Below are 12,494 nucleotides of genomic sequence, written 5' to 3' on the forward strand. Positions count from 1 at the left end.
ATTCTAACTGTCCTTTTAGCTCTCTGATGCGTTCTTCATATAATTCAATTACTTTTTCAGAGAGTCGGTTGATTATATTTATTTATAACAAAAGTAACAAAAACTCTCTTTCCAATTCACAAAAATTCTTTCTCCCGAAAAAAGGGAGCAGATTCCCGAAAATAGAGCAGTAAAGTACTGGAATAAATTTTATATTTGAAACGTTAAATTAAATCAACACATGATGAAAAAAATTAAATTATTAATGCTCATGGCATTAGCACTCTTTCTGTTTGGGTGTAGAACAGAACTCTCAGATAATTCTGAAACCAATATTTCCCAATCTGATTACAGAAAAACAGTCAAGCTTAAAGAAGCTTTAGCTTTCAAAAACTATCTTACAGAAGCTAAAAGCAATCCCTCACAGGTTTACAGTAAAAATGTAGATTCCTTTTCTGCCTTATCTGATGAAAGTACAGTAACTGTTATTGTACAGAATAATGTCACCTCTTACAGTACTGTAATCAAACATTTGGACCGATCTTCAGATGTTTTGGTGTATAGTATTGATAATGAAAATAAAAGTATAGGATTTACTGCAAAATATACTCCTGAAGACAGAACTAAAAACTATCAGATTGATAATTTTACAGGAACAGTAGAATTTACATCAATGGATGGGAGGCCTATGGGAGTTAAAGAATTCTCTAATGGGGCACCGCTTGCTGATAAGGTTGCAATGTCAAAGAATTCTATGAATAAAGCGGGCTGCTCCTTTAGCATCAGACTTATTGAGGTAGAATGTAATGGTGAACATCACAGTCCCAGCCAAATAGCCCAATGTACAGCAAGTCAGAAACCTTATTATATTGTAGAAATTACAGAAGTATGCTCAGGAGGAGGGCAGCCTCCTAAAGGATTTCCCAATATGGGAACATATGACGGGGGAGGAAGTAGTACAGGAGGTGGCACTACCAATGAAATGTCAATTCAGGACAGTTTCAATTATATGTTAAGTGAAGCAGGTCTTCCAGAACTTACAGCTGATGAATATACATATATCCAGAATAATCAATATATTGGAGGACAACTGCTCTCGTATTTTTATAATAATTTAAATCAAAATAATTCACAGTTTTTACATTGGAGCATTAATTATTTTAAAAATTATGCTGATCCCAATATATCACCTAATGCAGCTTATAAGCAATTTCAGAATTGGTTTTTAGAAGAACCAATAAGTGGGAGTTTACAGAATGAGCTTTTTGAAGATTGGGCAGATCCTACAAGAGTAAAACCAACAACTAAATTTAAAAACCATTCAAAACTTAATGGCATTTATAATAAAATTAAAACTGCATCAAATTTTAATCAGATTTTAAAAAATTTTATGCCAGAAGGGGCTGTGACTCATTTAATCTTTGATATTGATTCAGTTGTAAAGCCTGATTCGCAAGCAGAGACTTCAGAACCGGTTAATTATTGGATAAAAATTACATTTAATAAAAATAAAGATTGGGCGAATATTCCAAAAGTTGTAATTTCAGGAACATTTATGCATGAATTAATACATGCGGAAATTTTAAGACAACTATTAGTCGTTGCTAACACTAATGGTAGTATTAATGAAGCAACTCTACTAGACTATGTAAACATATAGAACTTTTCAATGCTTATGTAAAAGCTAAAACAAATGATTCAGACTTTCAACATCAATATATGGCTCAGAAATATGTTACAACAATTGCAGCGTTTTTAAAACAAGTTTATGGAAATAAGTATACAGATGTTGAATATAAAACAGTAGTTTGGATGAGTAGTCTTAAGGGAACAAAGGCATGGAACTTGTTACCTCAATCTGAAAAGGACTTATATATGAACACTTTTAATACAAATTATTGGTTATGGGAACTTTAATTAAATTAATATTTTTAATATTTATATTGCAAATAAAACTAGTTTTTTCTCAAGCATGTATTATTAAAATTAATGAACAAGATTCTATCAATTTAGAAAAACTGCAAAGAAATGAATACAGGCTTTCTTTTTTTAATAAAAAAAATATAGAATATAATAAATCGAAAGGCTTAAATTATAATAATTTTGTTCATGGTGTGAGATTTTGTGATGTTTGTAAAGAGGAAGTTGCTTATTTTTTACTGCAACCAATAAAAAAAAAGATAACTAGAAAAGATAGTATTTACAGTATCGAAAAAAGTTTTGAAAAAAAATGTTTGTCAAAAGAAATATTATTTCAAATTGACAATAAATTTTACAAGCATATAAAAACATTTGAATAAACACTTAAAAACACAATATTAATTGTGGGAATTAGAAAATATGAAAACAATAACTGATTTCAGTTTTGATTTATTTTTCTTACAGATTATAGCATTAGTTTTCTTGTCATAGTTTGCTTTTTTGTATACAATTTATAAGAAAGAAAAATAAAATAAACCGCAGAAAATCTCTGCGGTTTCTATTTTCTAATAATAAACATTTAAAGTTTTACTTGCAGCATCATAACTGTAAGGATAAGTTTTAGGCGGCAGAGAAGTTTTAGCTCCGGACTCCGGCTGTCCCGTACTTAAGATCCATCTTGTATTATCCTGTGGACATATAATGGCAATATTGTCTTTTACCTCAAGTGTTGTATTGTTATCAGGACATATATGTGGGGCATTCCTGTCGTAGACTTTAAATCCGTTTGCTGTTCGTACAATAATCAATCCTCTGGTTCCGGACTGTTGTTCATTTACATAAATCCAGCCATTAATATTGTTCAAAACGTAATAAGCAGGAAGGTTTAGGTTAAGCGATACATTGATAGGGACATTCGGGAAGCAGTTCACAGTATCTTCTCTGCTTCCACAAGAGTTTATGGTTAAATTGCTGAAAATCAACAGAATGAAAATGGATAAGATTGAAAAAGTTTTTTTCATTTCAATTTAAATTTTTATATATTTGTAAAAATTAAACGATTACAACACGAAAACATTGTCCGGCAAATGTCGGATTATTTTTTTATACTAAAACTAAATTTTGAAAATTATGGCAAGCTATGTAACTAAGGAGGGCCTAGAGAAAATGAAAGCTGAGCTGGAACAGTTGGAAACTGTGGAGAGACCAAAAATTACTCAGCAGATCGCAGAAGCAAGAGATAAAGGAGATTTATCGGAAAATGCAGAATACGATGCGGCTAAAGAGGCTCAGGGGATGCTTGAAATGAGAATTTCCAAGCTGAAAGACGTTATCTCTACTTCTAAAATTATAGATGAAAGCCAATTAGATACTTCAAAAGTTTCAATCTTAACAACAGTGAAACTTAAAAATAATGCTACCAAGCAAGAGCAGGTATTTACATTGGTACCGGATAACGAAAGCGACCTGAAGACAGGAAGGATTTCTGTGAACACACCTATCGCAAAAGGTCTGTTAGGAAAAGCTATTGGCGAAATTGCTGAAATTACTTTACCCAACGGAAACAAACTGTCTTTTGAAGTATTAGACATCTCTTTATAGTCTGATATTCATTTCTATTTCTAAATTTCTATACATCTAACCCAAACTTCTGATAAATGAGCACAATATTCACAAAAATCATTAATGGCGAAATTCCCTCTTATAAGATTGCAGAAAATGAAAACTTTATTGCATTCTTAGACGCAATGCCTTTAGTGAAGGGTCATACTTTAGTAGTACCTAAAAAAGAAGTGGATTTGATTTTTGATCTTGAAAGTGAAGAATATAAAAACCTTTGGGGATTTGCCCAAGAGGTAGCCAAGAAGATCAAAACTGCAGTTCCATGTGTAAGAGTAGGAGTAGCAGTGGTAGGACTTGAAGTTCCTCATGCACACATCCATCTGATTCCTTTAAATAAGATGGAAGATATGAATTTCAGAAATGAAAGATTAAAATTAACGAACGAAGAATATACAGAGATTCAACACTCAATTATTAATTCTTAACAACCAGAAAATCGTAAAAAAGTAATTTTTTACGATTTTCTTTAACATATACATATATTATATCATATGAATTCCAACCAATGTTCTTTCTGTGGCAGAAAAAGAAATGAAGTACAGATGCTGATTTCTGGCCAGAATGGTTTTATTTGTGAAAATTGTATAGAGCAGGCCCATGCAATTGTAAAAGATGGTGCATCAAAAACAGGATATTCACCTGCAGACAGCATGGAAGACCTTAAAAAGCCGAAAGAGATCAAAGAATTCCTCGATCAGTACGTGATCGGACAGGATCAGGCAAAAAAGCAACTTTCAATTGCTGTATATAATCATTATAAAAGATTGCTGCACGCCCAGGACGAAAACAGAGAAGTAGAGCTGGAAAAGTCGAACATTATCATGATTGGTGAGACAGGAACCGGTAAAACGCTTCTGGCAAAAACGATCGCAAGAGAACTTAATGTTCCTTTCTGTATTGTAGATGCCACCATTTTAACTGAAGCAGGATATGTAGGAGAAGATGTTGAAAGTATCCTTTCAAGACTTCTGATGGTAGCCGATTATGATGTGGAAAAAGCTGAAAAAGGAATTGTTTTCATTGACGAGATTGATAAGATTGCCAGAAAATCAGACAATCCAAGCATTACAAGAGATGTTTCAGGAGAAGGAGTACAGCAGGGATTACTAAAACTGCTGGAAGGAAGTATTGTGAATGTTCCGCCACAAGGAGGAAGAAAACACCCGGATCAGAAATATATCCAGGTAAATACTCAGAATATTTTATTTATTGCAGGAGGAGCTTTTGATGGGATCAAAGAAATCATCGAAAGAAGAATGAACAAACAGGCAATTGGTTTCAGCTCTGAAAAAATCAATAAAACCGACGAAGACGAATATATATTAACAAATATTAATGCAATCGATCTTCGTACTTTCGGATTAATTCCGGAACTTTTAGGGAGATTTCCAATCATTACTTATCTCGATAAACTCACAAAAGAGACGTTGGTAAGAATCATGAAAGAACCTAAAAACTCTATCGTAAATCAATTTGTGGAACTTTTTAAAATGGATGGCACAAATTTGGTTATTACAGACGGAGCAATTGAAAAAATCGTAGAGGAAACTATTGAAAAAGGACTAGGTGCAAGAGGCCTCAGAGGTACTACCGAAAAAGTTCTAGAAGACTATATGTTTTCAATAGGAGAGGAGAAAGATATCATCTTAACTGAAGATAATGTTTTGATTAATAGATAAAATATTTTTTTTTTAAGAAAAATAATAATACCTTTGCGGGTGAAGATTGTATTAACACACAAATAATTTATACAATGAGAAAAAGTTTATTTGCTATAGGTCTTTTAGCAATTAGTTACTCTGTTCAGGCGCAGATACTATGTCATGTTGACACTAATGCTAATATGTATGTGAGCGAAGGCACCCTAGTTTATAGCGGTGGAGGTGTACAAACAAAAGGTAATGGCCTTTTGGACGTGCATGGAAATATCATGGTTGTAGGATCTGGTACGGATCTCTTAAAAACAATTGATGCCGGTGGTGCTGATAAGACTGACGGCGGAAATATCATCTTAAGACTTAATACCCCTGCTTCTTTTGCTACTTCCACGTATGGCCAGCTGTACATCGATGGACTATCCCAGTCCAACATTACAGGTATTGTAACCAAAGAATACCGAACTACAAGTAATGGTAGTGGTAATTATTTCCAGCAAGTCGCTTTACCTTTCTTTGGTAAAGCATTAAGTTCATTATCTACTGAAGTTGGTAAGACTTTCAATACAGGTAGATATAGTAACCCAATCCTAAAGTGGGATAACGCTAATGCAGTTTCTGCACATTTTACCAATTTAGCATCTACTACAGCTGATGGTTCAGGGTATTATATGCTGAAGGTTTCCAATAATGACTGGAATCCGAGTGCTCCTGCAGGGGCAGCAACGGTTTACAATGTTAATGGAAAACCATATGCTCCGTTAGCTGGAGCTATATCATTGCAGAATGCAGGGAAATCTAATGTGGGAGCTTCCAATGTAGTATTCGGAAATGGTGGTAACGCTGTGAATTCTTACAATGAAAAGTACAATACTTATCTTGATGATTCCTTTGAATTTACTCTAAGCCCTTGGGCTGGAACATTTGGTCAAAACTTCTATCAATTCGGAAACCCTTTCCTTACCAATATAGATCTATCTAATATTGGATATACTGAAAGCGTTACAGGATCAGACGGAAATGCAGTGAAAAATATCTGGGGTATTGAATATAATCCGGGTACTGTTGTTACACTTCCTGGAGGTTCTACTTACGCTACAGGAGCTCAGGTAGTTACTTATGTAAATACAGGTGACGGAGTTGCTCCGGCAGTTGGAGATGTGAACCTGGATAAAATGGTTATCAAACCTATGCAGTCATTTAAAATAAAGTTAAGAGACAATACAGCTCAGACTTTAGACTTTAATCCACTGAGAAGATTCAAATCAACAGCAAGAACAGCAGGTACTCCTAATGGTGTAAATGCAGCTAGAATGGCTGGTAAGAATACAGCCAATACAGTGAAACAGCTTGGGGTAATTGGTCTTGATGCTAATGGTAATGAGATTTCCAGAACGTATTACGTGGTTTCTCCATCATTTACAACGGGACACCAGGTTTCTACAGCCACAACAGTTCAAAGTTCAGCAGGTACAAGAATCATTGGTACTTACGAAGAAGCATTGAATGGTGGGTATGATAATAATTATACTAACTATTGGTTATATATTAACGAAGCTAATGAGAGTAACTTCCAAGGTAAAAATGTTAAGTTAGTTAACTACAAGCTTGATCAGGTTAAATCTTATAAATTCGAGATCAGAGAAAATGCAGAACTTATTCCTGCTGGGACACACCAGTTATCTTCAGGAATTGGTTTCTATTATAAAGCAGAAAATGGAAATTTAGTACAGGCTAAACAGGGAGATGTTGTAGCTGTTACAAATGAAGAGGCTAACTTGTATTATGGTGAACCAAGTAATATTACTTTAGGTGTGGATAAAACAGCTCCTGGTATTTCCAGAACACTTGTTGTTTATGATCCATCTATTACAAATTACATTGTTAGATTCGATCCAAAATGGAAAAAAGCGGACATTCAAGTTTATGATATGAGCGGTAAACTGGTAATCTCTAAAAAAGCGGTTGAAACATCCAGAGATTTTGTAATCGAGCTTGATGGCTCAGTTAAAAATTCATATGTTGTAAAAATCGTTTCTGATAAGGGAGAAACTGTTAACACTAAAATCTTAAAATAAACCACATGAAAACTATTAATAAACTAGTCTTGGCATTTTTCCTATTTGCTATATCTCTAGCAAATGCTGCTCCACCACAACCAGCGATCCCAGGAGGAGGAGGAAATGGAGGAAATGGTACCGGGTCACCTGCCTCACCCATTGATATGTATGTATATGTACTTGGTATCGTAGCAATAGGATTTATTGTGTACTTTACAAAAAAGTACAAGAGCGTAAAAGCATAAAATTTTATTAAAATAATATTAAACTCTCTGATTAGTCAGGGAGTTTTTTTATTTTTACTTTATGAAAAAGATTTATACGCTATCAGCGGTTTTGGCTGCATTTGCTTTGCAGGCTCAATTTACAGTTACCATTCAGGCTCCGGCAGACTTTAAAGATCAGGATGCTATTCTATATACATTAAACGGATCAAAAGATATTATTGTTACTAAAGAACAGAGTAAGAATAGTACATGGACTTTTAAATATCCCAGCCATTATATGGGGATGATGAAAGTTTATTTTCCTGGTTCTAATAATACCGTAAGTTTCATTTCTGAAAATAAAAATGTCAGCTTTAAACTGGATATCCAGAATAGTAAAGTAAAGGATGTTACTTATCTGGATGAAGCCAATAATCTGATGAGTAAACAACAGGAAGGCTCACAGAAAAAAGAGCTTATTTTACCGGCTTTAGCCCAGATCAAAGAATATTACAAAGACAATACGGATTTTGGAAAAGCTCTGAAAACAGAAATTGACAGACTTTCTGGTGCTTCAAGTTCTATTGATGCGGCGCAGCATCCGTTTATAGCTTATTATAATACGAATTACAGCAAGTTTCTTTCCAACTCACCCGATTCAACAAAGAAAGCAGATCAGGAAGAAATAATCAACTTTCTGGACAAATCAAATGATATGCTTGAAAGCTCATCATTATTGAGGCCTGTACTGGTAGCTTATCTGAATTCCGGAGGGAATACAAATGTTACGGCTTCTGTTGATAAGTTACTGGATCGTTTAAAAGTTGAGACTCCAAGAGGACAGACGGTATTGTCTGAATTGATTGATATTTTTGATGTTTATCAGATGGATGAATATAAGAGCAAATATCTGTCTCTTGCCAAAAATCTTAAATGTACCATTACTGATAGGCTCGCTTCCACATTGAAATCCAATGCGAACATTGAAATGGGGGCTGTTTTCCCTAATTATAAGTTCCAGTCACCTGTTAATACTACTGCAAAATCATTACACGATATTAAAGCAGATAAAAAGGTAGTTGTATTCTGGTCATCTACATGCTCGCACTGCGAAAGTGAACTTCCAAAACTTCTGGAAAAATATAACGATCTGAAATCAAAAAATATTCAGATTGTAGGGCTGTCTTTAGATGTGGATAAGAATTCATATACCCAAAAAATTGCCGCATTTCCTTGGGTGAATGATTCCGAATTAAGAGGATGGAACAGTAGTTACACAGATTTGTATAATATTCATGCAACACCAACGTATTTTATTTTAGACGCTAACAATAAGATAATCAGCAAACCAGATCATGTTGGTGATGTTTTAGAATATTTTAAGGTAAAATAATTTTGGAGGTAAAGAAATATTTTCTATATTTGCACCACCAAAACGGCGAGGTAGCTCAGTTGGTTAGAGCGCAGGATTCATAACCCTGAGGTCACGGGTTCAATTCCCGTCTTCGCTACAAACCGCCCCTTATAAAGGGCGGTTTCTTTATTTAATCCCCGAAAACATCCCCCATAATATTTTTAAGAATGAAAAACACCTAATAAAAGGTATTCTTAGTAAATACTTAATTCTATAGGATTGTAATCTTTTGCAGCAGTTTCTGCATTTCTTCTTATCATTTCAAGATCTTCCTTGTTTTCGATAAACTGTTCATGAACCTGCATTCTTCCAGCAACCTTATTTTTTAAAAGTTCCCAGATCTTCTCTTTTGTGGTGTGCTTGGCATTTGTAGCAACATTCGCAGATTTACAGGTGTATTTCCTTTTTCTGAAGGAGTACAAAGTATAATGATACTCATCTTTAGAATCATATATTTCTGTAATTAGTCCTGGTAATCCATTGAATTTATATGGTCCATATTGAAAAGGAATATCAGTTGTAAACCAAGCGGTCCAAGTTCTTCCATATTTGGTTGTTTCTGCTTTTTGGCATTTAAAACCAAGAACAGTTTTAAATTCGTTTTTAGTTTTCCAAACAATACTATTGGGCTCATCGTATGAATAATCTGCATAATTCACTTCAGTAGTCACATAAAGTTTTGCAGATGTTGTTCCAATGGTTTCTCTAAAATCAGTCACGTATTTCATCGATTCATTAAGAGGCAAATGTACCTTTTCAAATTCTAATGAATCCGCAATATATTTATTCATGTTCTTGAAAAAAGAAGCATCCTGATTGATAAGTAAAGCAAAAGTCGTTGTTTTCTTGTAAGTGCTTGATTTTGATAGTTTATAGTTTAACTTATAATCAGCTTCATAAACTACATCAAACTTTTTCTGACTAAAAAAAGATGTGACTATTAATAAATTGATTAGAAGGATAATTTTTTTCATATAGTTCCTTATTAAAAAAAAGACCGTCAAAGTTATGACGGTCATAATAGTGAATTTTTTAACTTTTTTAGTGGCTATAAATTACAGTTACAACTGTAGACCCTGCATGCTGTGGACATGTTTCACCATTAAGATCAGTAAGATAATTAGATAATTGATTGTCTGACATGTTATTTGCTATTGTTTGGCTAACCTGAAGAACCTTTCCGCAAGATGTTCTGAATGGAAAGGCACTAACTACACCTGCAACTAATAAACCAGCTACTAATAATGTTTTTTTCATAATTTTTTGTTTTGATGATTAATATATATTTAATTCAATCCAATCCAAATATAGAAAATAAATCTAACTATAGGAGAATTATTTTTTTATGTTAAATAGCTTTGTTTCTTACAATTACATAGGTGCTAAAATAATTGTATGACAATTATGGGAATCTATAATGGTTAAATAAATATAAAAAAAATTAATGTAAAGTAATAAATTATAAATTTGATTGTATAAATGAAATTAGTATGGAAGATTTTATAAATAAGAAACTATCTGTAGAAATTGAGAAGGCTATCACACAACTTGAATATAGAATTGTAGAACTCAAAACAATGCAAATAGAACCTGATTTAAGCTATCTAAATTCTTTTTACAAGGAAAGAACAGAAGAAAATATTAATCGGCTTAATTCTCGCATTAAAATACCAAAGTTGAGCCTTTATATATGGATATCCTCTTTTGCAATGCTTATTTTTAGTTTTGTGGTTTTCTTCTTTGTCTTTTCCAAATTAGAAGAAACAAAAACAAAGTCCATAAAGGAATATAAAAATCAACTATCTAAAAATAGTGTGATCATGTCTAAACAAAATGCAGAACTTTTAAAAGATATGGACTTATGGTTTAAAAGCGATCCTCAATCAACAAGTAAGTTTATTCATTGGAGACAATCTCAAAGATAAATATTGTATTTTAATATTGAATGTCTGGTGATTACCTATAATTATGGAAACTCGTAATTTGGATAATGGCTTTTATGCAACTTGTAAAAAATAACAAATGAGAAAAAAATTACAGTCCGTTAAATGAAGTACCCCGAAAATAATGATTTACCATGATTTTGAATGAATAAAAACAAACCGTTTTAGGTCACTATGGTACTCGATAAATGATGAAAAAAACCTTTGTGGAACTAGTTTCAGCTTAAATAAGCTTTTTAAACAATCGGATTATTAGCGGCAGTTATCATCTTAAAAATAAACAATAAAAAAAACCGTCTTACAAATCTGTAAAACGGTTTTGGTTTTTCATAAAAATTGATTAAACCTGATATCCAAGCAGCTTTCTGATCTGATAGAAGAATCTTTCAATCAGTCGCAGATCCTGTGTTACAATTTCTGCGCTCCCTCTAAGTTCTTTATCGAATGTCAGCGTTTTGTTATAGCTGGTTTTTAATCCTTTTGGTAAAATTACATCTACATAGTAATTTCCTTTTTCATCAGGAATGAGAGAGATGTTCTGCACTTTTCCTTCGATGATACCGTATTCCTGGAATCGGTAGTTGTCCAATTTAATCAATACTTTTTCACCTGGTGTTATTTTTCCTGAATTTGTTGTAGGAACAGACATTCTGCCCACTAATTGTTCTTTATTTTTAGGAAGAATGGAAAGGATGGGTTCACCTACCTTTACAAACTGATTCTCACCAAAGAACTGCTGGAAGCTGGCAACACCATCAGTGGATGAGATAACGAGATAGTTCAGTTCCCACTGTTTTAGAGATTTTCGCAGCTGTTCAAGAAGTTGTAAGGTTTGTGAAGAGTAGGTAATTCTGTCTTTTTCTGTATTAATGGCAGTTCCGCTTTTGGTTTTATTCAGGTTGGAAATTCCTTCATCCATTTGTGATATGGAGATTTTAATATTTTCTAGATTTTGTTGGGCCTGAAGGTACTTGATCTTTTCGTTTTCAAGTTCCATAGCTGAAATAACCCCCTGGTTGAATAGTTCCTGAGATCTGTTGAAGTTTTTCTTTGTCAGGTCATATTTTATAGATTCCAGGTTTTTTTGCTGTTTCAAAGTAGCAATTCGTATTCTGTATTCTGAAATACTCTGGTTGGCGGCAAGATTTTCAGGAGCATAAGGCTGCAGTCTTGTAAAAAGAGCTTCATCCTGAAATGCTTTTGCAAAACTGTTATATTCACCCTGCAATTCACCCAGTTTAAATCTTGAAGCCTGAGCAATAGGGAAGGCGTATAATTTATCAGGAGTGATGGAGTCTACCATTTTTTTAAGCTCTAAAATATCCTTATAATTAGCTGCAGACTGCATCACCATCAGAACATCATTTTTTTTAACTTCCTGGTGGTCTTTTATGAATATTTTTTCAATTTTAGAGCTGGTTCGTGCTTCTATTTTCTCAGGAGGATTCTGGGAGGTCACAATAATAGGAGCCGGTACAAATTCCGGATATTTTATAATGTAGCTCATGACAAGAATCAGCAGGAGGATAATAAATATCACTGTATTTCCCCAGCGGATCATCCAATGGGGTGGCTGGGTAAGAATATCCTGTACACTCTCTGAGCGGAGTTCAATATTGTCTAAAACGTCTTCTTTCATTGTTATGTAGTAAAATTTCCTCCCGTATTTCAGAGAGAACATCATTTAAATAATT

14 protein-coding genes and 1 tRNA gene are annotated in these 12,494 nt (G+C 33.5%); 11 read left to right on the forward strand and 4 right to left on the reverse strand.

Annotated elements, in window-relative coordinates; genetic code table 11:
* The first annotated feature begins 220 nt into the window (after window positions 1–220).
* The 3 genes from J2786_RS21385 to J2786_RS21395 are packed head-to-tail and all read left to right on the forward strand — an operon-like array spanning window position 221 to window position 2,279.
* Window positions 221–1,639 carry a hypothetical protein gene (locus tag J2786_RS21385; RefSeq protein WP_156121386.1) on the forward strand — a complete coding sequence of 473 codons (1,419 nt, stop codon included), beginning with the start codon at window positions 221–223 and terminating at the stop codon, window positions 1,637–1,639.
* A 59-nt stretch (window positions 1,640–1,698) separates the two neighbouring features.
* The gene (locus J2786_RS21390) at window positions 1,699–1,896 is read left to right on the forward strand and encodes a hypothetical protein (protein ID WP_047429218.1); all 198 of its coding nucleotides are present in this window, start codon (window positions 1,699–1,701) and stop codon (window positions 1,894–1,896) included.
* Entirely contained in the window at window positions 1,884–2,279 is a 396-nt protein-coding gene (locus J2786_RS21395; protein WP_047429220.1) for a hypothetical protein, read from the forward strand. The genes J2786_RS21390 and J2786_RS21395 overlap by 13 nt, the downstream gene beginning before the upstream one ends.
* Window positions 2,280–2,465: 186 nt before the next feature.
* Here J2786_RS21395 and J2786_RS21400 read toward each other — a convergent pair whose 3' ends face one another.
* Window positions 2,466–2,921, reverse strand: a complete 456-nt coding sequence (locus tag J2786_RS21400) for a hypothetical protein (protein WP_047429222.1) — start codon at window positions 2,919–2,921, stop codon at window positions 2,466–2,468.
* A 109-nt stretch (window positions 2,922–3,030) separates the two neighbouring features.
* On the opposite strand from J2786_RS21400, the gene greA reads away from it, so the two are divergent.
* The 7 genes from greA to J2786_RS21435 all read left to right on the forward strand — a co-directional run bounded on the left by greA (window position 3,031) and on the right by J2786_RS21435 (window position 8,954).
* Complete coding sequence (gene greA / locus J2786_RS21405) at window positions 3,031–3,501, forward strand: transcription elongation factor GreA (protein WP_047429224.1); 471 nt, start codon at window positions 3,031–3,033, stop codon at window positions 3,499–3,501.
* A gap of 56 nt (window positions 3,502–3,557) precedes the next feature.
* On the forward strand, window positions 3,558–3,947 hold the full coding sequence (locus J2786_RS21410) for an HIT family protein (protein ID WP_047429226.1): 390 nt from the start codon (window positions 3,558–3,560) through the stop codon (window positions 3,945–3,947).
* 66 nt (window positions 3,948–4,013) lie between these two features.
* Window positions 4,014–5,201: an ATP-dependent Clp protease ATP-binding subunit ClpX gene (gene clpX / locus J2786_RS21415; protein WP_047429227.1), complete on the forward strand. Its 1,188-nt coding sequence runs from the start codon at window positions 4,014–4,016 to the stop codon at window positions 5,199–5,201.
* A 74-nt stretch (window positions 5,202–5,275) separates the two neighbouring features.
* Entirely contained in the window at window positions 5,276–7,255 is a 1,980-nt protein-coding gene (locus J2786_RS21420) for a T9SS type A sorting domain-containing protein (RefSeq protein ID WP_047429229.1), read from the forward strand.
* 5 nt (window positions 7,256–7,260) lie between these two features.
* Window positions 7,261–7,482: an Fjoh_0651 family PID-CTERM protein gene (locus J2786_RS21425; RefSeq protein WP_082001925.1), complete on the forward strand. Its 222-nt coding sequence runs from the start codon at window positions 7,261–7,263 to the stop codon at window positions 7,480–7,482.
* A gap of 61 nt (window positions 7,483–7,543) precedes the next feature.
* Window positions 7,544–8,836: a TlpA family protein disulfide reductase gene (locus J2786_RS21430; RefSeq protein ID WP_047429231.1), complete on the forward strand. Its 1,293-nt coding sequence runs from the start codon at window positions 7,544–7,546 to the stop codon at window positions 8,834–8,836.
* Window positions 8,837–8,880: 44 nt separating this feature from the next.
* A tRNA-Met gene (locus tag J2786_RS21435) sits at window positions 8,881–8,954 on the forward strand.
* Between the two features lie 97 nt (window positions 8,955–9,051).
* On the opposite strand, the gene J2786_RS21440 is transcribed toward J2786_RS21435, so the two are convergent.
* Window positions 9,052–9,831 carry a GLPGLI family protein gene (locus tag J2786_RS21440; protein ID WP_052186904.1) on the reverse strand — a complete coding sequence of 260 codons (780 nt, stop codon included), beginning with the start codon at window positions 9,829–9,831 and terminating at the stop codon, window positions 9,052–9,054.
* Window positions 9,832–9,898: 67 nt separating this feature from the next.
* Window positions 9,899–10,114, reverse strand: a complete 216-nt coding sequence (locus tag J2786_RS21445; RefSeq protein ID WP_047429233.1) for a hypothetical protein — start codon at window positions 10,112–10,114, stop codon at window positions 9,899–9,901.
* A 233-nt stretch (window positions 10,115–10,347) separates the two neighbouring features.
* Between J2786_RS21445 and J2786_RS21450 the strand changes: the two genes are divergently transcribed.
* Window positions 10,348–10,782 (forward strand): hypothetical protein, encoded by a 435-nt coding sequence (locus J2786_RS21450; RefSeq protein WP_047429235.1) that lies wholly within the window; start codon window positions 10,348–10,350, stop codon window positions 10,780–10,782.
* A gap of 358 nt (window positions 10,783–11,140) precedes the next feature.
* Here the strand turns inward: J2786_RS21450 and J2786_RS21455 are convergent, their stop codons facing one another.
* Window positions 11,141–12,439 (reverse strand): HlyD family secretion protein, encoded by a 1,299-nt coding sequence (locus J2786_RS21455; protein ID WP_185097532.1) that lies wholly within the window; start codon window positions 12,437–12,439, stop codon window positions 11,141–11,143.
* Window positions 12,440–12,494: the final 55 nt, after the last annotated feature.

This window comes from Chryseobacterium vietnamense (assembly GCF_031454475.1).
GTDB lineage: Bacteria > Bacteroidota > Bacteroidia > Flavobacteriales > Weeksellaceae > Chryseobacterium > Chryseobacterium vietnamense.